Origin of the sequence: Sporosarcina sp. P29 (assembly GCF_002743265.1) — a bacterium.
Classification (GTDB): Bacteria; Bacillota; Bacilli; order Bacillales_A; family Planococcaceae; genus Sporosarcina.
On record NZ_PDYX01000001.1, the window covers coordinates 39,286 to 62,638 of the forward strand.

General features: G+C 39.2%; 17 protein-coding genes and 1 tRNA gene. All 18 read right to left on the reverse strand.

Features of this window, described 5'->3' with window-relative positions; translation table 11 throughout:
• Nucleotides 1-123: 123 nt before the first annotated feature.
• The 18 genes from CSV68_RS00195 to rph all read right to left on the reverse strand — a co-directional run bounded on the left by CSV68_RS00195 (nucleotide 124) and on the right by rph (nucleotide 23,243).
• Complete coding sequence (locus tag CSV68_RS00195; protein ID WP_099632899.1) at nucleotides 124-834, reverse strand: dihydropteridine reductase; 711 nt, start codon at nucleotides 832-834, stop codon at nucleotides 124-126.
• 126 nt (nucleotides 835-960) lie between these two features.
• Entirely contained in the window at nucleotides 961-1,752 is a 792-nt protein-coding gene (locus tag CSV68_RS00200; protein ID WP_099632898.1) for an ABC transporter ATP-binding protein, read from the reverse strand.
• Between the two features lie 10 nt (nucleotides 1,753-1,762).
• Nucleotides 1,763-2,524, reverse strand: a complete 762-nt coding sequence (locus tag CSV68_RS00205; RefSeq protein ID WP_099632897.1) for an alpha/beta hydrolase — start codon at nucleotides 2,522-2,524, stop codon at nucleotides 1,763-1,765.
• 16 nt (nucleotides 2,525-2,540) lie between these two features.
• Nucleotides 2,541-3,578: a FecCD family ABC transporter permease gene (locus CSV68_RS00210; protein ID WP_099632896.1), complete on the reverse strand. Its 1,038-nt coding sequence runs from the start codon at nucleotides 3,576-3,578 to the stop codon at nucleotides 2,541-2,543.
• Nucleotides 3,571-4,578, reverse strand: coding sequence for a FecCD family ABC transporter permease (locus CSV68_RS00215; RefSeq protein WP_099661197.1), 1,008 nt, complete (start codon nucleotides 4,576-4,578; stop codon nucleotides 3,571-3,573). The genes CSV68_RS00210 and CSV68_RS00215 overlap by 8 nt, the downstream gene beginning before the upstream one ends.
• An 11-nt stretch (nucleotides 4,579-4,589) precedes the next feature.
• A complete protein-coding gene (locus CSV68_RS00220) occupies nucleotides 4,590-5,600 on the reverse strand; it encodes an ABC transporter substrate-binding protein (RefSeq protein ID WP_099633022.1) in 1,011 nt (336 codons plus the stop codon).
• Nucleotides 5,601-6,332: 732 nt separating this feature from the next.
• Nucleotides 6,333-7,022, reverse strand: a complete 690-nt coding sequence (locus CSV68_RS00225; RefSeq protein ID WP_158232975.1) for a 4'-phosphopantetheinyl transferase family protein — start codon at nucleotides 7,020-7,022, stop codon at nucleotides 6,333-6,335.
• Between the two features lie 50 nt (nucleotides 7,023-7,072).
• Nucleotides 7,073-8,482, reverse strand: coding sequence for an MDR family MFS transporter (locus CSV68_RS00230; RefSeq protein ID WP_099661198.1), 1,410 nt, complete (start codon nucleotides 8,480-8,482; stop codon nucleotides 7,073-7,075).
• 2 nt (nucleotides 8,483-8,484) lie between these two features.
• Nucleotides 8,485-8,706 (reverse strand): MbtH family protein, encoded by a 222-nt coding sequence (locus tag CSV68_RS00235; protein WP_099632892.1) that lies wholly within the window; start codon nucleotides 8,704-8,706, stop codon nucleotides 8,485-8,487.
• A 3-nt stretch (nucleotides 8,707-8,709) separates the two neighbouring features.
• Nucleotides 8,710-15,885, reverse strand: coding sequence for an amino acid adenylation domain-containing protein (locus CSV68_RS00240; protein ID WP_099661199.1), 7,176 nt, complete (start codon nucleotides 15,883-15,885; stop codon nucleotides 8,710-8,712).
• 21 nt (nucleotides 15,886-15,906) lie between these two features.
• The gene (locus CSV68_RS00245) at nucleotides 15,907-16,800 is read right to left on the reverse strand and encodes an isochorismatase (protein WP_099661200.1); all 894 of its coding nucleotides are present in this window, start codon (nucleotides 16,798-16,800) and stop codon (nucleotides 15,907-15,909) included.
• Nucleotides 16,801-16,824: 24 nt separating this feature from the next.
• Nucleotides 16,825-18,441 carry a (2,3-dihydroxybenzoyl)adenylate synthase gene (locus CSV68_RS00250; RefSeq protein ID WP_099661201.1) on the reverse strand — a complete coding sequence of 539 codons (1,617 nt, stop codon included), beginning with the start codon at nucleotides 18,439-18,441 and terminating at the stop codon, nucleotides 16,825-16,827.
• Between the two features lie 44 nt (nucleotides 18,442-18,485).
• The gene (gene dhbC, locus CSV68_RS00255) at nucleotides 18,486-19,700 is read right to left on the reverse strand and encodes an isochorismate synthase DhbC (protein WP_099661202.1); all 1,215 of its coding nucleotides are present in this window, start codon (nucleotides 19,698-19,700) and stop codon (nucleotides 18,486-18,488) included.
• An 18-nt stretch (nucleotides 19,701-19,718) separates the two neighbouring features.
• The gene (locus tag CSV68_RS00260) at nucleotides 19,719-20,504 is read right to left on the reverse strand and encodes a 2,3-dihydro-2,3-dihydroxybenzoate dehydrogenase (RefSeq protein WP_099661203.1); all 786 of its coding nucleotides are present in this window, start codon (nucleotides 20,502-20,504) and stop codon (nucleotides 19,719-19,721) included.
• Nucleotides 20,505-21,238: 734 nt separating this feature from the next.
• Nucleotides 21,239-21,312: transfer RNA gene (locus tag CSV68_RS00265), tRNA-Arg, on the reverse strand.
• Nucleotides 21,313-21,385: 73 nt separating this feature from the next.
• Nucleotides 21,386-21,877 (reverse strand): metallophosphoesterase, encoded by a 492-nt coding sequence (locus CSV68_RS00270; RefSeq protein ID WP_099661204.1) that lies wholly within the window; start codon nucleotides 21,875-21,877, stop codon nucleotides 21,386-21,388.
• On the reverse strand, nucleotides 21,874-22,488 hold the full coding sequence (locus CSV68_RS00275) for an XTP/dITP diphosphatase (protein WP_099661205.1): 615 nt from the start codon (nucleotides 22,486-22,488) through the stop codon (nucleotides 21,874-21,876). The genes CSV68_RS00270 and CSV68_RS00275 overlap by 4 nt, the downstream gene beginning before the upstream one ends.
• Nucleotides 22,485-23,243 carry a ribonuclease PH gene (gene rph, locus CSV68_RS00280; RefSeq protein ID WP_029052969.1) on the reverse strand — a complete coding sequence of 253 codons (759 nt, stop codon included), beginning with the start codon at nucleotides 23,241-23,243 and terminating at the stop codon, nucleotides 22,485-22,487. Before rph ends, CSV68_RS00275 begins: the two co-directional genes overlap by 4 nt.
• Nucleotides 23,244-23,353: the final 110 nt, after the last annotated feature.

Consider the following 23,353-nt stretch of genomic DNA (forward strand, 5'->3'; position numbering starts at 1 on the left):
ATTGGGAAAAGCTTTGTCATTGTGATTACTTACTTCACTGGTTTCCTGCTAAAATCCATGTCATTATTTAAAAGTTTTTAAAGGAATATTACACAATGATCTTTATTAAAGTCGGACTAAAGTTTACATATCAATCGATAAAAACTCAGGCAACGAATGTTCATGCTTGTCGATCATAATTTGTTCAGGTTTGATGCCCTGCTCACGTAGAACTGCAATGTTCTGCACAAGGAATTCGTCACTGCCGACAACATAGAAGAGTCCCTCTTTGTCTGCCGAAAGACTTTTCACTTCTTCATAATAGTCTTTACGAGTGTCGACGAATTGTGATGTGAAATTCTTGTCAGGTGCGGACTCAAAAATATTCGTGAATAAGAAATTATTTGATGAGTCGATGTTCAACGAATGAATGTGATTGACGTGATCAGCACGATCGAAATAGTCAAGTACAAGCGGTCTAAAAGTTGCCAGACCGACGCCTGATGACAGCAAGTAAACATTTTTGTCTTCTCTTTTAAGCGGTACATTTGAGTGTGTTTTAAAGATTGCAACCTCATCGCCAACCTCAAGTTTTCTTAATATGTTTTTAAACTCAGAGCACTGCTCTCTGATGCGTGTTGTGATACCGATGAAATTTTCGTGCGGTAAAGTGGAGATTGACATGTGACGAATCAAGCTACGGTTTGGTTTATCTCCCGCATTAAAACCTTCCAGTGCGAAGTGGGTGTGGGAACCTTCTTCCCATGTAAAGTCTTTCGGACAGTCGAGCATATACGTTTTAACCTCAGGTGTTTCTTCTATAATAGTATTAATTTTAGTCCAGTATATTTGCATTATATATTCTCCTTAGCTAATTATATGTATCATTACTATAACTTTAATTAAAATTGAATACATCTCTCTAAGAGGCTAAAATAAGCCTGTTGATCCCACATATACTAGTTAAATTACAACATGTATTCATAATACACTCGTATTTAATTTCCCATAAGATAAGCATATTGGCTTTTGACTAAAAGGACAAATCGATAGGATTGCTTGAATTTGAAAGATCTGCTGCAAATGTTCACAAGTAACGACGCGCTCTGGTATACCTTCTGTTACAATTTCACCATTATACATAGCTATTAAGAAATCTGAAAAACGAGAGGCGTGATTTATATCATGCAACACCATCACAATCGTTTTCCCTTGTTCTTTGTTGAGTCGTTCTACCAATTGTAAAACATCAAGTTGATGCGCCATGTCAAGATACGTCGTCGGTTCATCTAATATTAAAATATCTGTATCTTGAGCAAGCGCCATCGCAATCCATACACGTTGTCGCTGACCCCCAGATAATGCTTCAATGGGTCGCTCTTGAAATTCAGTTAAGTTTGTTGCTTCTAGCGCCCAATCAATCGCCTCAATATCTTCTTTTTTTAAACGACCAAAACTTGATTGATGTGGAAAACGACCATATGCCACGAGCTCATATACCGTTAATCCATCGGGTGCTTCCGCTGTTTGGGGTAAGATGGCCATCTTTTTCGCGATTTCTTTCGTGCTTGTCTCATGAATCGCTTTTTGATCGATAAAGACTGCGCCATGACTCGCTTGTAAAATACGAGAAATAGTTTTTAATAAAGTAGATTTGCCACATCCATTTGGTCCAATAATTGTCGTGATTTGTCCTTTAGGTATCGCGACACTTAGTTCTTCAATAATGATTTTCGAGCCATAACCGACAGTAATTTCTTCAACATCAATCATTCCATTCACCTCACTTATTTTTCATTAAAAATCGCAATGCTTGGCACATGCTGGCTGGAATGATGGACATGTGATTTTCATCCGGAGATGTAAACATTTCGACCGATTGCAGGGGCAAAGATTTCAGATGGTTATATAGAGATTGTACATTTTCAAACATCTTATGCTTTTCCTGTTGTTCTGACGCTATAAAGATCACACTTTCTATAGGAGTGATTTTCAAAGCATCCTGTAGTATTTGCTCTTGGTTCCACCAAAGAGATGGACTGCAAATATAATAATGTGTGAATAATTCCGGCTCCAAAATAAGCGTTTGAACTAGAAATAGTCCTCCCAACGAATGGCCAAAAACTAGTTGCTTGCGAACATCCATTTCGACTTCTTGTCGAACCATTCGTTTCACTTTTTTTAATACCTTTAAAAATTCTTCCGCACCGCCAGAGGTAGGCCACGGTACTCCCGATGGCCGTTCTGGTAAGTTGACAACTTCACTTTGTGGTGTGAAATCATATATACGTAAAGGTGAAAAGATTTCTTCTTGTGCATATCCTATCGAGACAATTACCGCAAGAGGTACGCCTGTTTTTTCGGTGCGTTGTGCTTGCAACTTCACAACACTTTCGAAAAGAACACCGTAAGCATTCCCATCCAATATATAAAACACAGGATACCCTTCCTCTGGTGCTGGTTCCTTAGGGATGGCAATTTTAATTCTATAGTCAGTCTCTGATATAGAATGACGTATTGATTTCACTATATGTCTATAAGTCATAACCAACCTCCATTCTTTATGCCCGTAATTTTCGGCTATTTCGCATTAATAAATAAATGAAATAAGGTACGCCAATAATTGAAATAACAATTCCAACTGGCAATTCAGCAGGTGCAAAGACCACCTTACCAATCCAATCTCCTGTTACAACAAGAATCATTCCGATAATACCGCTCATCGGAATGATATGTTGATGATGAATACCCACTAATCGCCTTGATATATGAGGAGCTAGTAATCCGACAAATGCAATGCTTCCGGAAACAATCACACTTGCACTGATCAATCCAACCGCCCCCATTACCAACAACACGCGTTGTCGGTTTATCCGAACCCCTAAACCAACAATCGTTATATCATGGAGTTGTAACACATTTAGAATGGGTGCTTTCCAAACGAGTAACGGAATGATTAGTAGAACCCAAGGTAACATAGATAATACTTGTTGCCATGATGCACTATAAATACTTCCTGATAACCAAACTGTCGCCATTTCAAAATCTTTAGGATCCATCTTCAATGAGATAAAAAGGGTAAGCGCACCAAAACCAGAATTCAATGCAATACCAACTAAAATCAAACGTTTTGGATCGAGCTGGCCTTGATGACTTGAAAGTATAAATAGCAGGAGAGTAGCGAGGACTCCACCAAGCCATCCCCATACAGACACCCCGACGATCGAGAGACTTGACATCTCATTCACATTCCCCTGAACAAAAAACATATAAAGAACCACTGTGAGTCCTACACCAGACTGAATACCTAAAATACCTGGATCGGCTAAATTATTTTTCGTCACACCTTGTAAAACGGCTCCTACTACTCCCAGTGATAAACCGACTAGAACACCAATTACTATTCTAGGCATCCTAAAACCAAAGATCACAAGTTCATGATTTGGAATATGATCGACACCAAATAACGTTCGGAACGTTTCAGATACCGTCAATGGGTATTGACCGCTTGTAAGACTCAAATAAATAACGAGTAACGTAAATAGGATTCCAATACCTGCTACTACAAAGAAACGCTTATTTAGATTCAGCTTAGGCATAACGCTTCCCTCCCTTTGTTTGAATCAGATAAAGGAAAAAAGGTACGCCTACAAGTGCCGTAATGACACCGACTGGAGTTTCAAATGGCGGGTTAATCAAACGGCTTACTATATCCGCCCATGCGAAAAATAGTGCACCGAACAATCCGGCGTATAGAACAATCTTTTTATAATCTTCGCCGACTAAAAAACGTGTGATATGCGGGATGATTAAACCGATAAAGGTAACCTTACCAACCAAAGCTACAGACACACCTGTTAACAGTGCGACACTCACTAACGTCAATGTTTTCATCACCACAAGGTTAATTCCTAAACCTTGTGCGACTTCATCTCCTAGGGAAATGGCTGTAATAGACTTTGAAACGTAAAATGCTAAGAAAAGTCCGATGATTGCTAAAGGTACAGACCATTGAAGCATGACCGGATCAATTTGATGAAGTCTCGTATTGTACCAAAAACTGATATTTTGTGATATTTGAAAATATGTTGCCAGGGCTTGTGATACGCCGTTCAAAAACATACCTAGAATTGTTCCGATAATTACAAGCGATAAAGGCGACATGCCACCTGGCACTAGCTTGGCGACTCCAAAAACAAACACTGCGCCCATTAAAGAACCTATAAATGAAAATATTAGGAGGGTAGCAGGTTGAACGTTCGGAAGAAATATCATTGACAATGTGATAACAAAAACCGAACCGTCGGTCACACCCATAATGCCGGGGGAGGCCAAGTAGTTTCTCGTCATTCCTTGCATAAGCGCTCCAGATATCGCGATGAAAGCACCGATCAACAAAGCACCTAGCACCCTAGAGATCCTGGAAGATCGTATGATTAGATGTTCCATATTCGTTTGATCAAAATGAACCAAGGCTTGCCATATTGTTAAAACCGAATAACGACTAGCCCCATACATGATTGAATACGTTATTGTAACGATAAATAAAATCAATAGGAAAAGGATTAATACAATCTTATTCTTTCGAATTATGGACATCTAAATTCCCTCTATTTCTTTAACACGTTTTCTTCCAGAGCTTTTAAGAATTCGATTTTACTTAATACCGTTCCTCCTTCTAACAAAGAATCTACAATATTGATATAAGCAGCATCATTTTTGAAAGCGTTGATATTTTGAATGATTGGATTCTTTTTCAATTCTTCATATGCTTGCTCATTCTCCTGATTTCCACTTGTTTGAATTTGAATGAAAAGAACATCTGGATTTGCTTCTGCTAGCTGCTCAATCGAAATCTCTTCTTGAGCTTTTGCTTTCTGGATAACGTCTGGAACATCTACTCCTAGTTCATTGTATAAAGAAGGGTTAAAGAATACATCCTCCGGGTAGACAAACAAGCTACCACCACGAATGCGAATCGCCATTACCGTCTTGCCTTTAAACTCTTCCTTTATTTCTGTCGCAGCTTTAATATCTTTGTCATATTGGGCTAAAAGTGTTTTCGCTTCTTCTTCTTTATCTCCAAGTTGAGCCATTAGCATCAGATTATCTTGCCAATTCGTTGAAATATGGGAAACTAAAATTGTAGGTGCAATTTGTTCCAATTTTTCAACCACTTCATCTTTGAATTTTGTCGTTCCCAAAATAACGTCTGGCTGCAATTCTAGAATTTTTTCAAAATTTGGTTGTTGCTTTTCACCGATTGACTCTGTATTTCCTACCACCGCTTTAAATGTTTCTGGGAATTCTCCTGCAACTGTAATTCCTCCAACTGGCTCTATATTTAAAACCGTTGCGTCTTCCATCGCTTCCATCGCCCCTGTAATGACAATGCGTTCTGCGTTTTCTGGTACAGAATAGGTCTCACCTAAGTATGTAATTTCTTGCATGCCATTTTCAGCTGCACTATCATCTGCAGATTGTTGCGTTGCTTCTTTGTCAACAGGGGATTCCTGTTTATCATTCTCTGTTGTTTTTTCCTCTTCTACTTTTCCTCCACATGCAGCAAGTACCAATATAGCCATCAATGCAAATACTAATAAGCTTAATTGCTTCTTCATCATTCATCTTCTCCTTTTAATTTAAGTATCGATGCCTAATTGTCCTTGAGACGGCAAACCTTCGTATTTCTTACGATTAAAACCACGCTCGGCGAGTAACAGCATAACTTGCACTAAGAATAACGTTGATGAAGTAGTCGATTCCCAGGTACTGCAATGCTGCCATCTGTGGCCCTCGCTTTATACCCATGAACTATTTCAACTACTACCTCTATCGAAATAGCAATTATTAGCCAATTCGCGGAGGAATCACCTCAGAATTATTCTAAATCCCTTTAACAGTCAGATAATTTAACTGAAAATATCTTATAACAAATCACTCTGAGTTCGATGGATCTTTTATGCGTCTAACTTTGTATTTCAGACGAAGAAATTGCAACCGGGTAAAAACGTACATCATTTACATACAGTTAGCCTATCTTGTCGCATTCCTAATGTTAGACCAATTACTACAGATTTTCTTTTCGTCCTTCCTATATTCCTTCCCTCCTTTATAACTGAGTACTAAAAAATGAGACTTCCTTTTTTGCCGTAGTAAAGAATCACCACCTTCTCAACTGAGAACAATTCTCATTTTATCGATAATGAGAATCATTGTCAATCATTAAATGAATTTTTTCCTAATGATGTAAATAGTTGTGTAACACCAATTGAGAAGTGTGGCTGCAAATGGATTTATCTACTACTAGATATAACTGCTTTTAAATTTTATTTGGAAATGAAAATAGTAATTCAACACAATTGATCGAAATTCATTTCGGTTGGATGTTCATGAAACATATTCCCTCCAGTCATACGTGCACACACAGTTAGCTTGTAATCTGTATGAATCGCATATTGTTTACATATGAAATTCGTTACTAGCTCCTTTTCGTCCGAACTAACAACTTCCATAAGGTTACCTACGTGTTTTCTTATACAAATAGCATCTAGCGGGATAACCAGTCCCATTCCTATTGCTTTTGTATAACTTTCCTTCATAGTCCAAATTTCATAGCATGCATGATTTCTATCATTTGAATTAAGTATCATTTGGTATTCATCCACAGTAAACAGTTGTTTAGCCAAGAGTAAATCGAAAGTTTGAATTTCCTCAATGTCAATGCCTACATCCTGATTATGTACTGCACAAACTACGTATTTACCTGAATGAGATATATTAAACTGAATAAATGGATAATCAGGTAAATACGGTTTGCCATATGCATTTCTTTTTAAGGTTATTTCTTTTAATGTTTTCCCAGTCCGTTGCTTTAAAACATGATCTAATAAATAATCTCCTATAATAGTTCGGTATGCATCATCCAGATGGTAGAACCTTCGAATATGCTTTTGTCTTTCTTTAGGCACTTTTAAAAGTAATTCCCCCAATTTTGCTTGACTCTTTTCTTTAGGTAATTGACAGATATAGACTTCTACCACATGGAATGCTCCCTTCATCTTTACATTTTGATTTATTTTATAATAGACCGCTATTCTGCTTTCTCAACCAGATTCAAGTGTAGTGTGGGATCATTTTCTGTCGTTTTATTCATTCTCACTGCTATTAAACATGCAACTATTAAAAATATCGAAGCGCCAAACAATGCATATTGATAGGTTAGCAAGTTAACCTGTTCCCCTGTTGACGTATTGGATGTTCCTAGTACTCCTGATAAGATAGCAACCCCAAGAACTGCGCCAAGTCTATTTTGCATATTAAATAGCATTGTAGCTCTGCCCATTGATGGGAAGTCTATATTCTTAAAAGCTGATATTTGCGCTGCCCCAACTGTTTGTCCTAAGAAAAACCCTATTCCAAACATTAAAAATCTAAGTAACCACGGATTAGATGCAACAAATAACGAAATAAGCATAAAAACAATGATTGTACCAATTAGAGAAAAAATAAGGAGTCGCCGCAAACCCATTTTCTTCAATGTCCAAGGCATTAGCTGGGAAGCCACCATTAATCCAAGTGCTTCTATGAATGTGGTTAGACCTGTATGAAAAGCACTAACGTTCAACGCATTTTGATACATTAGCGGAAAAACATATAGCATTCCAAGTAAACCCGCGGCGGAACAAAGACCGATAAAACTCATTGAGCGGAACATTGGATCCTTGAACAATCTCACATCTATCAATGGTTTATCCTCACGCAGTTCAAGGCGAACAAGTAAAACCATTAATACAAGTCCCAAACATCCCGTTACTATAATTTCAGGAGATGTCCACCCTTTAACAGTTCCCTGTGTCAATGAATAAATCGACAGCGAAAAACCTGTTAAGGATAATATAAACCCTTTATAATCAAATGCTCCGGCTGTTGGCTCAACATGTTCCTGTAAATATACCTTCCCAATGAATAAAGCCAGCAAGCCTATAGGTATATTTATAAAAAATATCCAACGCCAGGAAATTGTATCCACTAAAAAACCACCTATAATAGGACCAAGAGCCGGAGCTAGTGCGATCGGTATAATTAGCATACGTGACAGCTTGGGACGCTCTTCATGAGTAAATGTCCGAAATAGAATGGCCATGCCAACAGGGGTAATGAAACCTGCCCCAATACCCTGGAGAATCCTATATACATTCAACGTAAACATATTATGAGCAAATCCGCACAAGACAGATGCAATAGTAAATATGCCTATCGCACTCAAAAATATCCGTTTTGTTCCAAAACGGTCCCCCATCCAGCCTGCTGCTGGTAGAAACATGGCTAAACTAATTAGATATCCAATATTTATGGTTCCCATGGCTTCAGGAGGAACATGGAATGTTCCTCCAATAGCCGGCAATGCCACATTAACAATTGTACTGTCGAGAGCAGACATAAACATCGCTAATACATATACTGCACCTACAGCAAACTTCACACTTACACGTTTCTTCATGGTTAATTCCTATTACTAACATTCTCAATTGTCTTCACACTGTTCGGCATTAAATTATCCCATTTGGAATTTACATAATCCAAACATTCTTGCCTATTCGCCACTCCATAAACCTGATCCCAGCCCGATGGAATGTGAAGAAAACCAGGCCAAAGAGAATATTGTCCCTCACTATTGATTAATACAGCATAAGATTCCTCTGCGTTTTCAAAAGGGTTACTCATGTTCTATCTCTTCCTCTCTGAGTTTATTTTAGTCGATTCATACAACATACTTAGCTTTTTAGATAGAATCTCTCCGATTTCTGCTAATGGTTCCGGTTGGCACATATCTTTATGACGACAATGAATATCATATACTTCCAACTTGCCATCGATGTAAGGCTCCCATGTATTAGTGGAAATTGGATCAAACCACTCTGGGGTAATAGTCGATCTAAAAAACAAGACATCACCTTGATATATTTCCGGTTCAAATTCACTTAAGTTTTGAACAGATTGTACATATGTTTCCTTTAAATTAGTGATTGTTTTATCATCAAGACTCGCTAACGCACTTCCATCCTTTCTTAACAACTCTATGGCATCTTCGAGCGTAAGTGCATCTCCATTTACGCTTTCAGGATCATAACCTCCCAATGCAAGCAAAGCAATAAGTGCTTCTTCCTCATCTGGAACATTCTTAATTGGGAGAAAATGATTTGGATAAGAATCTAACATAGCAACTAGCGCAACCTTTTCACCCTTTTTCTGCAGTTTTGTCGACATGGCTTGCATGATATTACCTCCGAGTGACCATCCCAGTAAATAGTAGGGACCTTGTGGTTGAACAGATTGTATCTGTTCAACATAATCCTCAGCCATCTCATCTAATGAATGGGGATGATTATCTGGATCGGAAATACCTCGTGCCTGAAGACCGTAAATTGGATAATCTTTGTTCAATTCCTTCATCAGACCTGCGTAACACCAACTAAGTCCGCCAGCCGGATGAACACAGAATAAAGGAGATAAGCTTCCACTTGTTCGAAGTGGTAACAAAACCTCTAGCGCACTTGTATTGTCACCAGTTTCCAATCGTTCTGCCAGACCCGCAACCGTAGGAGACTCAAAGAGATTCCCAATACTTAGGTCAATACCAAATGATTCTTTGATTCGAGTCATTAGCTGGACAGCAAGTAAGGAGTGTCCCCCTAGGTGGAAGAATTCGTCATCAATTCCCACATACGGCAAATCCAATACTTCCATAAATAGATTACATAATATTTCTTCCTGTGGTGTTCTTGGTCCTTTGTCTGTTACTTCCTCAGAATAATCTGGATCAGGTAAAGCCTTGTAATCTAGCTTCCCATTAGGAGTTAATGGGAATATATCAATCATGATAAATGCGGAAGGTATCATATAATCTGGCAAACGTTTAGCAACCCACCGCCGGATATCAACACCATTTTCACTTGCATCGGAATTTAATATTATATAAGCAAGCAGTTGATTTCCACTCGACTGGCCCTCTCTGCTGACCACGGTTACCTGTTCGATGCTAGGGTGCTCGGATAGCACAGATTCAATTTCCCCTAGCTCAATCCTAAAGCCTCTTATTTTCACCTGTTGATCAGCGCGTCCGATGTAATCTAACATGTCATATTCTTTCCAACGGGCTAAATCACCCGTACGGTACATTCTAGATCCATTTTCAACGAATGGATTTGCCACGAAACGGTCAGCCGTTAAACCTGGTCTTCCTAAATATCCCCTTGCTAACCCTGGACCAGATACATACATTTCTCCAATAACCCCTATTGGTACTGGCTGTAAATATTCATCCAATATATATACATTTAAGTCTTTTATCTCCTGACCGATAATACTATTCGCTCTTAGTGATACAAGAGCTTCATTAATTTCCATATACGTAACATGTACGGTCGTTTCCGTAATTCCATACATATTAATTAGTTTAGGTGCGTCCTCTGTATGACGCTTATACCAATCCTCTAGTCGATTAAGTTCAAGCGCTTCTCCGCCAAAAATGACATATCGTAATTGCAGCTGTTTACCTAATTCCTGCTGTTCTCTGTCCGCCTGCATTAATTGATAAAATGCGGAAGGAGTTTGATTCAGGACCGTTACTTTCTCATTTACTAATAGTTGTAAAAACTCATACGGAGAACGGCTAATCTCATAAGACACAATAACAAGTCTTCCACCATAGAGCAAAGCCCCCCACATTTCCCATACCGAAAAGTCAAACGCATAGGAGTGGAATAAAGTCCATACGTCATCCGCATTAAATTGGAACCATTCGTCTGTAGATCCTAGTAGACGATTCACATTTTGATGGGGAATCACTACTCCTTTAGGCAGACCAGTGGAACCCGAAGTATATATAATATATGCCGGATGAAGAGCTTGTAACGGCTCTGTACGCTCTGCATCTATTGGATTCGTATCTTTTTGTTTACTAAGTACTTCCTGTGTATCTTCTGCATCTAAAATAAGTTTTGGCACCGCATAATTATTAGGTAATTTATTTGTATACTCTTCATTTGTAATCACCATCAAAGGCTTTACGTCCTCTATCATAAAGGTAATTCGTTCACTCGGATAATTAGGATCAATAGGCACATATGCAGCTCCAGCTTTTATAATACCAAGCATAGCGATTACCATTTCCATTGATCTAGGTAAAGCTAAGACAATATATTGCTCCGGTCCAACGCCTTGTCCAATTAATAGATGCGCAAGTTGATTAGCCCTTTCATTCAATGTTTGATATGTCATTTGTTCGTTTTCAAAGATGAGCGCTATATTTTTTGGTTCAAGCATGGCCTGCTTTTCAAATCGTACTGACAAACTGGATTCTTCCTGTTCATCATTCACTTTTACATCTTGGACCAGCTCTTTCTTTTCATTTTGATCTAAAATCTCCAGAAGTCCGATTGGTTTATCCTGATCAAGCACAGCAGATTCTAACAAACGAATCAGTCTATTCATCATCGATTCTATTGTCTCTTCTGTAAACAAGTCTGTACTATACTCAAGGAATCCATCTAATCCTTCCGCATACCCCGATTCACTTACATTTTCTCGAAACTCTAACGTCATATCGAATTTAGAAGCTCCTACGCTATATAATGACAATTCACTCTTCATTTCAGGTAAATCTAACTTTGGCTCAGGTGTATTTTGTAATGCAAGCATGATTTGGAATAATGGATGCCTTGATCTAGAACGCGGAGGATTCAATTCCTCTACCAATCTTTCAAAAGGTAAATCCTGGTTTTCATACGCATTCAAATTTACCTTTCTCACTCTACCAAGTAACTTCTTAAAGCTCGGATTACCAGATGTATCAGTACGTAATACTAAGGTGTTAATAAACAACCCCACGAGATTTGTCAAAGCATCATCATTTCTTCCAGCTACCGGACTCCCTAAAGGTATATCATATCCTGCCCCAAGACGAGTCAGTAACGCCGTAAGACCGGCTTGCAACGTCATAAATAAACTAACTCCGTTTTGTGCAGAGATATGAAGTAACTTCTGATGAAGCCTCGCGTCAATCGTAAAGCGATACGTTTTCCCTAAATAGCTAGATTCCACTGGTCGTGGATAATCTGTTGGGAGTTCCAAATGATCAGGTAAATCCGCTAAGGTATTTAACCAATAATCAAGCTGTTCTTTAACAAGACTCTCTTGTCCTTGCTTTTCTTCCAATAAATTCTCTTGCCAATATGCATAATCCGCGTATTGAACTGGTAAATTTATCCAATCCGGCTGTTTGCCATTAACGCGGCTCCTATATGCCTTCTTCAAATCTTGTGTTAACGGCGTCAAGGACCATCCATCGCCAACGATATGATGTAGTAACAGTACAACAACATGTTCTTTCTCTGCGGTTGAAAAGAGCTCAACTCGAAATGCAGGTTCCTCATCCAATTGGAAGCAATATTTAACAGTATTATTCAATCGGCTTGTTAACTCGGATGCTTCTATTTGGTGTACATGTAAATCTGGCTTAACCTTTTCTGGATTTAATACCTCTTGCCTGGCTGTCCCCGCATGTTCGGGAAAAATAGTTCGCAACGGTTCATGCCTTTCTATTACATCGCAGATTGCTTCTTGCAATGCGTTCTTTTCTAATTTCCCTGATAATCTAACCACTAGTGGTATATTATATGTAGGGCTTGGTCCTTCTAACTGATATAGGAACCATAATCGACGCTGCGCAAACGATAATGGGATATCACCCTTGGATTCGACTCTTTGAACAGGGGGCCTTCCTTTCCGTCCTGCCTCTAACTGTTTAACAAGTCCTTCTACAGTCGGTGTTTCAAAGATTTTCCCTATCCCAACTTCCACTTCAAAGACTTCACGAATACGATTCGCTAACTGTACAGCAAGTAATGAATGACCGCCAAGATGGAAGAAACTATCGTCAATTCCCACTTGTGAAACATTTAACACTTGTTTAAATAAATCACAAACTATTTCCTCCTGTGGTGTTCTAGGATCTCGACTATCTTTACCTTTTTCGAATTCTGGAGACGGCAATGCTTTGCGGTCTATTTTCTTATTTGGTGTCAGCGGCAAATCGTCCATTATAATAAAGGCAGAAGGAACCATATAATCAGGAAGTAATTCTTCCACATATTTACGTGTTTTAGCTAAATCAATAATGGCATTCTTTTCTGGCACGAGATAAGCTATTATACGGTTATCCCCTGATTGGTCCTCCCTAGCAACAACGACTACTTGACTAACCTCTGAGTTTTTCGCTATGACGGATTCAATTTCTCCAAGCTCTATTCGAAAACCGCGGATTTTAACTTGATGATCTGACCTGCCAATATAATCAAGCTTTCCATCCGCATGCCAACGTGCAATATCGCCTGTTTTGTACATCCTTTCACCTGGATTTCCATATGGATTAGCAATGAATGTATCTGCTGTTAAATCCGGACGATTAAAATAGCCCTGTGCTAACCCTTTACCTGCAATATATAAATCTCCACTTACCCCTGGGGGGACAGGCTGTAAACCGGCATCTAAAATGAATATTTGTGTATTTTCGATCGGATAGCCAACAGAAGGAATACCCGTTTCCCCTGTATTTAAAGTAATAGCTGTGGACCAGATTGTCGTTTCTGTTGGTCCATACAAATTTGTCACTTCACAATCTAGCTCATGTAAAGATTTTACGAGTTTTTCAGGAAGCGCTTCTCCGCCAACCAAGATACGTATTCCACGAAGTGCTTCTGGATAGGTCGATACAAGCGCATTCCAGTGTGTGGGCGTTGCCTGCATAATGGAAATATTACGGTCTTCAATCAATTGTGCTAATATTGCCGGGTCTTTGTTTGCGTTATCCTTTGCAATCACACAACATGCACCACTAATGAGCGGAAGAAATATTTCCAATGCTGAAATGTCAAAAGCAATTGTCGTAACTGCTAAAAGACGATCCTGATGACTCAAAGCAAACTTATTTTGCATCGAGCAAAGGAAGTTGGTTAATCCTTCAACTGTAACAACAACTCCTTTCGGACGCCCTGTCGATCCGGAAGTATAAATCATGTACGCTGGACTCTTGGGCGCTACTATTCTGTTCGGATAATCTATATCAGCATAAGCTGTTAGTTGATTACGAACAGCGGGATCATCCAACACGACATGATCTACATGACTGTCTAGTAATTGAGATTGTATGTCCTTATGTGTCAGGATACAAATCGGCTGTGCATCTTCCAGAATATAAGAAATTCGCTCAACAGGATATTCGGGATCAATTGGCAAATACGCTGCTCCCGCTCTTAAAACAGCCAACATTGCAATAACCATATCTACGGATCGGGGTAAAGCCAAAGCTGCAAACTTACCAGGCCCTAGTCCCTTTTCCTCAAGTAAATTCGTCAGACAATTAACCCGTTTATTTAATGCTGCATAAGAAAGGCTTTCATCGTCGAACCTTAAGGCCTCGGCATGCGGTGTACGGGTAACTTGTTTTAAAAATATTTCTTGTACAGACATATAAGACAATTGTTGAGTTGTTTGATTCCAATTATTGATTACATTGTCAAACTCTCCAGGTAAAAGTACCCCTAATTGAGATATTGGCAAATCCGCATCTGCAGCAGCTATATTCTCAATCAAATTCACCAAACGATTTAGATGAAGAGTTACCTCATCCGGTTCATAAATATCCGCATTGGCATCCAAATCAATCCTTATCCCTTTTCCGTCTTGTTGATCATATATATTCAAGGATAGGTCATCTACTGGACCCGTATGGAGCTTATTTGTCGTTCCTTTACTACCAGCGAAGTCCAATCCATAATCAAATGGCATCATATTTATTTGAGGTCCGAACAAGCGTTGACCATCCCCTAACAACTTCAGATCATGCCGTAAATATTCATGACGATAATGCTGATGGGACCGCACTTGCTTCATTTCTTGATGAACTTGTTTTATCAACTCTATGAAACTCATTTTGGGTTGTATATTCAGTCTTAATGGTAGTAAATTCATCACCATTGCTGGGACCTTTACTGAAGACGTGCCCATACGACACATCATTGGTAAACAAAGCACAATGTCCTCACTACTAGTTAAACGCTGCATATATACAGCAACAGCTGCTACAATCGTTTCATACCAGTTTCCCCCTCTGGAACTAGCTGTTTTCCTTAACCGCTCTATCGTATCTGCTTGCAAATAACTTGTCTTATGGATAATGCGTTTAGATAATCCTAACGATGAACCCTTTAAACTAACAATGTCTGGATGATCCTGGAATCGCCCCATCCAAAACTCACGGTCTTGAATAAATTTCTCCGAACGCACATACGATTGATGTTCATCCAATACCTTTTGAAAATCTCCCAACTCATTTCCCTTTATCGTTTCTTGCTTTACTAGGGCTGTATAAATCTGAGCAACACGTTGTACGATTAGAGAAAAACCGAAAGCATCTGCTGCAATATGATGAATACGCAAATACCAAAAACTTCGATTCTCGCTTATCTTACATAGAGCCTGTTTAACAACGACATCTTTAGTTAAATCCAACGGTTTATCTATATCAGATTTCATCCATTTTTTTGCAGATTGATCAGGGTCCACTTCCCCAGTAACATCGATAAGTTCAAGCGAAAAATCCCTTTTCTCGGAAATATGCTGCCATGGACCATTTTCGTCTGCTCCATATTTAGCATGAATGGAATCTGTCTCTTTCATTACTCGTTCTACAGCTTTCTTAAAATACTCCACATGTAGCTTTCCATTTATGTCAATATACTCCGCTGTATTATAAACAGGGTTATCCGACTCCAATTGCTGCGCATACCAAATTCCAGCTTGCGCACCCGTTAATGACTGATACTTCGTTAACACGCTAGACATACGATACCCCCTCCTTTATATTTATACTTTCACCATTCGGCTTTCCATTAAATCACGCCATTCAGCTAATGTTTTTCTTTCCACTAAGTCCATAAAGCTTACTTCCAGACCTTGTTGTCTCCATGCTTCAACTAAACTCATAAGTCCAATAGAATCAAGCCCCATATAAAATAAATCATCTGTGTCTGATAGATCCTTCGCTTGTATATCCAGTAAGCAGGCAACTTGCTCATGAATTGTTTCAAATGTAAGGGATTCATTATTGCTATTTTCTGTACCTTTCGACAGTACTTTGATTAATTCATCTGTAGACGTCGTAACTCCACAACGTTTGGCGGCATAATCCAATGCCATTTTATGTTCATCATATGAAAAGTCGGCAACCGCATCTGCTACGAGGAAAGGCTGTATATCATACATGAATGCCTCTGCAGCCGTCATTAAACATCCTATATGGGCATAAACTCCACAAATAATTAGTTGGTCACGCCCTTGCTTTTCTAATATATTCAAGAAATCTGATTTTTTAAACGCACTATAACGCCATTTAGTTAACATTAAATCATTTGAATCTGGTGCTAAATCATTAATAATCCCTGTTTGAGCTGGATCATCGGATAATCCTTTTCCCCAAAAGTCAGTTAGGAGTGCCCGATCTGCCGCGTTCTGATTCCCTGGTTGCGCCGTATAGGCAACTGGAATCCCTTGCTTTTTGCACTGCTCTTTCAATTTTGCGATATTATGGATCAATTCTGGTATCGGTGATTGTTCCGTATCATAAAAGTTCAAAAAATAATTCTGCATATCATGTATGAGCAGAACTGCCCTATCCGGCTCCACCTGCCACGACACTTTATTTGTTGGATAAATAGATATATTCGGCATTTGATAAGATGGAATAGTAGGAATTCCCATGTAATCACGTCCTTTTCGTTTATTTTATTTATAGATAGGTGATAGTTTCTTTGTAATCATTTCACGCAATGCTTTTTTACTGACCTTTCCAAATGATGTTTGTGGAAAGGTATCCACTATTTCAACCCGGTCAGGAATCTTAAAATCCGCGATCCCTCTTTTTATTAGAAAATCCTTCATTTCAACTTTAGTTATCATCCCCTCATTAGGGATAACAAACGCACATGATCTCTCTCCAAGAAATTTATCCGGCATAGAGACGACAGCAACGTCAAATACATTAGGATGTGAAGCAATATGATCTTCCATTTCCTCTGCAGCTATTTTTTCACCGCCACGATTTATCTGGTCCTTAATACGACCTTCAACGACAATATTTCCCGCTTCGTCTAAGCTAACTAAATCACCTGTGCGATAAAACCCATTCGACGTAAATGCTTTAGCATTATGTTGTTCCGCTTTATAATATCCGCGAATAGTATATGGGCCCCTAGTTAACAATTCCCCTACTTCACCTAGTTCAACTTCCCGATCCTCTTCGTCAACTACACGAATCTCATCGTAGGGTGACATCGGTCGTCCCTGCGTATTAATAATAGTCTCTTCTGGATCATCTAATCTTGTGTAATTAACCAACCCTTCAGCCATCCCATACACTTGTTGCAGCTTACATCCAAAGGTCTGTTGCATTCGTTTAGCTATTTCAGCATTGAAATGCGCTCCGCCAACTTGAATGATTTCTAAACTAGTGAAATCATATGAACGTGTCTTCAATGCTTCCAACCAAATAATGGCTATCGGTGGAACAAGTGCTACAATCGTTACTTTTTCTTTTTCAATTATAGGGAAAGCCTCGTCTGGACTTGATCCTGTTGCTAGCACGATCCTTGCGCCTGCATAAAGTGAACCGAGCACTCCCGGTGAACTCAATGGATAATTATGCGCAATTGCTAAAACTGCAAGGTACACACTATTCTCATCCATTCGACATATTTCATTACTCTTACGAAGACTATACATATACTCATCATGTGTTCGTGGAATTAATTTAGATAGCCCTGTACTACCACCAGATAATTGTAAAAATGCGATGTCATTTGGATAAACATTAGGCTTAATATACTCTTCTTCCAAATAAAGATCTGCTAACTGTTCCAACTCTTCAGATTCACCAAGTGTAATGATATGCTCTAAAGTACTTGTTTCACGCTGAATAGTCTTAGCCATTTCATGATAATGATATCCGGAAAAGTTTTCCGGCATTATATAAGCCTTTGCCTCGGTCAACTCACAAAAATACTGTATTTCACTATATCGGTGCGACGGCAAAGCAAATACTGGCAACACTCCTAATCGGAACAAGGCAAAACAAACCTCAAAAAACTCAACTGTATTTGGAATTTGAATGACTACTCTATCTTCTTTTTTAAAACCAAGCTTTTGAAACCCGGAAGCAAGTTGATCCACTCTTTTATCCAAAGTTTCATAATTTACTTGTTTTCCCCCATCAGTTATTGCAATCTTATTACCGTGTTCTTCTGCTCTTTCTCGAAGCATCTGTCCAAATGTTTCTCCACGCCAACAATCCTTTTCACGATAAAATGCAGCTATTTCATCAGGCCATGGTTGACACCCTTCCATAAGTATTCCTCCCTGTTTACTTTGTTTTTGACATATCTATGCCCTTATAGTTTTTCAATACCCATAGCATCCAGCATTGTTTTGAACTTCGCTCCAGTCTCATTCAATTCTTCCTCGGGAATGGAGCCAGCAACTACACCTGCACCCGCAAATAATCGTATATCGTTTTCTTCAACTTCAGCACAACGAATCGTGACTATCCATTCTCCATTCCCATTTTCATCACACCAGCCGACCATTCCAGCAAAAAAACCTCTATTAAACGGCTCAATCTCATAAATGGCTTCACGTGCTAACTCTGTCGGATGTCCACATACCGCCGGTGTAGGATGTAACGCCATACCTAATTCTAAAGAAGATGTTTGTGCCTGTTTTAACGTTCCATATATTTCTGTTGACAGATGCCACATTGCTTCTGTCTTAATTAATGATGGTATTTCTGGAACATCCATCGATTCACAAAAAGGAGCTAATGATTCTTTTACCATATTGACAACCACAGCGTGTTCATATAAATCTTTTTCAGATTCCAACAGTTCTAACGCTCTACGCTGATCTTCTATTGGATCATCACACCGAGGTCTCGAGCCTGCTAATGGATTTGCGAATAATATTGAATCGTTTTTAGACACAAGCAATTCTGGACTCGCACCAATTAATATACGTTTCCCATTTGTTGATACCGTTTCCTTATTACTAATCGTATTAACGTCTGATATATCAACAGCAAATGTGTATCCTTGCTTATTATGATGTTCCAACCTTTTTAAAATCTGTTTTACATCAATCTGCTCTTTCGTTTTAAAATTCAAGGCTCTAGAAACAACTATCTTATCTATTTGTCCTGACGAAATCTTATCTAGGCCTTGATTTACACATTTCATATATTCTGCTGGCTCCGGAATATGCTGAATTTCATACGGCTGCAAAGGAATATTTTCTAGTTGGACACTATCTTTTACCAATGCGGTAGATACTTTTACTTCCTCAGGTATGATCATTTTTGATGCTTCCGAGTAATCAAACGGAACTGCACCCACAACGATCGGATGCGGATGTCCTGCTCGTTTCGCCTGTTCAATCGCCTCTTCCACCCTATCCGGTAAACTACATATTTGATTTTTAGTCTTCCACGTCTCCTTTACAACTGAGAAAACGCCTTTCCCCATAATCGTTTGCTTTGACGATGATAAAAAGAAATCACCTGATTCATATTCATCTAAAATCGATTTTACTTTTGACATACTCACTTTACTCATATTTCTGTTTCCTCCTCGTTAAACACCTAGTGTGGCTCCACCATCAACAACCATATCGTGCATGGTTATATGTGATGCATCATCTGACGCAAAAAATAATACTGAATTCGCAATATCAGATGGCGTTCCAATTTTACCAAGTGGAATACCTACTCGATATACCTCAGATTGTCCGTCTATCGTTTCTATTTCTCCCTCTTCATTACTCCAAAGTTTTCTTAGCATTTTTGTATCAGTAGATCCAGGCGAAATAACATTACAGCGTATATTATGCTTCGCAAGTTCCAAACCAAGACATTTTGTGAACATTGTTGCTGCCGCCTTCGAAGCTCCATAGGCCGCCATTCCAATTCTAGGAATGTGGCTGGCGTTGGAACTTACCGTAATAATCGATCCCTTTTCACGTGGAATCATTTGCCTACTGACTATTTTTGACATATGGAATACACCAGTTGCATTCACAGAAAAACTTGCATCCCAATCCGCCACATCTAAGTTATCTATTAAATCTAACTTCAGTAATCCTGCCACATTCACCAATATATCTATCGGTCCAAGCTCAGACTCAACTGTAGAAATAACTTCTTCTACAATCACTGGGTCCGTAACATCTGAAGGAAAAGCTGTAATTGGATATCCTCTTTCTTGCATCTTTCTAATACCTTTAACTAATTCATCTTTGTCCTTATCGATCGCCGCTATCACCGCCCCATGTTCAGCTAGCCGCTCAACTATTAATCGGCCTATACCGCCGGATGCTCCCGTGACAACAGCTATTTTACCTTCTAATTGACTCTCTTTCATTGTCCCATTCCTTTCGAGTTAAGGAGTTGCAATTGATATTGATAATGATAATCGTTATCAATTACTAACCTCATGCTAATTTAATTAAAGACAACAATCAAGGCGTTTTTGAATTTTAAGAATTAAGACCTATATTTATTTTTTGATATAGTTAACATTTTATTTGTATCTTTTACATAGGAAAAGATATATTAGAACAACTCTAAATAGTTAACGGCCTCATTAGGTAAAGGCTTTTTTACCTGGTAATCACCGCTTCATTGCCGGTATTCAACTCCTTGAACGCAATGGTAATAAAATAAAAAGCATAAACAAAAAAAGCATTCCGAAAGTAAATATACCTAGCTCTTTGGCTCGATACCCTTTCAGTCTGCTTTTCTTTTCAAGTTGCCGTATATTTTCACTTTTAGACGTTTTTTGAATATATCCATCGACTGTTATTTACCAGTTCATACTTTTTTCATTAACGAAGGCATAACCCGATTGCAAGGGAACCCCAACATTTTGCACACATTGTAAAGGAGTTAAGAACCGAAGATGCAATTAGCACAGTAAAGATGTTTGAGGACATTTGAATGCAAATATGCGTGAAATTTGAGTATAGAGTGTAATATATTTGAAAAAATTTCACGATTAAGTGTTGCTAATTTAATTCCAACCAAAAAAACACCGTAAACATTGATTTTAACAATGTTTACGGTGTTTTTTATTCTTATCTAGATTTCACTTCATTACGTCCCAGGAGGGATTCGAACCCCCGACCGATGCCTTAGAAGGGCATTGCTCTATCCAGCTGAGCTACTGAGACAAACACCTGCAACCACAGGCACAAGAACTATTATATGCATAATCCAAAGATAAGTCAACACTATTTCATAAAACTATTTATTTAATATAATTTGGTCTATTAATTCGTGGTTCATGCTATAAAAACTCACAGTATAAGCATCGTCGATTTCGATGACTGCGTATGTCGCTACCCTACCGCCACGTGGTTGAGTCGTGCTTCCCGGATTAATGAATAATACACCGTTGATCATCTCAGCCCCATATAAATGAGAATGTCCGAATAAAGCAATGGTTGATTGTTGCTCAGCTGCTGCGTAAGAAAGGGTAAGCATAGAACGCTTGACGTCGTGTTCATGGCCATGGACGATGAATATAGTCTCATCGCCCACTTTCTGTACAATGGTTGCTGGAAATTGATCATCACCGTCACAGTTACCACGAACAATATGAATTCCATTAAGCAATGGATCTTCTGCCGATAATTCGCTGTCGCCACAATGGAATATTGCGTCTGCTTGCAGCGATTTAATCTTCTCCACTGTATTCAAGTCGCCATGTGAATCACTTAAAACAATCAGCTTCATTTTATTTCACCTAACCTCGTGATAAATTCTGGTAGCTGTTCTTTTAGCTGAGCTAGTGCCGCACCGCGATGAGAGATGGCACTTTTCTCTTCTGCGGATAATTCGGCCATCGTCTTTTCTTTATTAGGTACATAAAATATTGGATCATAGCCGAATCCATTCGTTCCTTGACGTTCATCCGTAATGATACCTTCACAGCTGCCAGAATAAGTAGTTGTCTTGATACCAGGACCGGCAATCGCCAGAACACATCGGAAACGTGCCTGACGCGCCGTTTCAGGCACTTCAACAAGTTTAGCTAGCAACTTATCGATATTCGCTTCATCGTCCGATGGCTCGCCCGCATAGCGTGCAGAGTAGACACCTGGCTCGCCATTTAGTACATCGACTTCTAGGCCACTATCATCGGCAATTACTACTTTTCCTAGTAAATTTGCAACAGTTTCTGCTTTTAGTATGGCATTTTCAACGAAAGTGGTCCCCGTTTCTTCTACATCAATCGATTCTTCGATATCTTGCAATGTCAGCACGGTGATACCTAAAGGGCGAAAGAGAACTTCAAAATCTTTCGCCTTGCCTTTATTATTCGTTGCGATTAATACTTCATTCATTGTGCTTCGCCTACCTGTTGTCCGATCTTATCCGCCAATTCACCCAACACTTCTTTTTGAATTGCAATCAATTGCTCAATTCCCGATTCAGCCAGCGTCAATAAATCATTCATTTCCGCGCGAGAAAAAGTAGCTTCTTCGCCTGTCCCTTGCAGTTCCACGAATTGGCCTTGCCCCGTCATCACCACATTCATATCGACGTCAGCTGAAGAATCTTCTACGTAGTCAAGATCCGTGATCAATTGACCGTCAGCCAATTTCCCTACACTTGTAGCAGCAAGGAAGTCACGAACCGGGAATACGGGCAGTTTCTTTTCGATTTGTAATTTATTCGCAGCGATAACCAATGCAACAAATGCACCTGTAATGGAAGACGTTCGCGTTCCACCGTCTGCTTGAATGACATCACAGTCGATCCAAATCGTACGCTCACCAATTGCATCCAAATCAACGACTGCACGCAAAGCTCGTCCGATCAAACGCTGGATTTCCATCGTACGACCGCCTACTTTACCGCGGGAAGACTCTCGGATTGTCCGTTGTCCTGTAGCGCGTGGCAGCATAGAATATTCAGCAGAGATCCAACCTTTTCCACTATTTCGCATAAAGGGTGGTACACGATCTTCAATCGTCGCTGTACAAATCACTTTCGTATTTCCAACTGAAATCAGTACGGAACCTTCTGGGTGAATCAAATAATCCTTCTCGATTGTTACTGTACGAATATCTTCTGTTGCTCTTCCATCATGTCGCATGCAATATCCTCCATTTTGATCCATTTATTTGGTGTGACCAGTTCTTCCAGTCTACGTTCAATCCATCTTACCATATTCACAGCAAAAAACCCGAAAACGACGTACTGTTT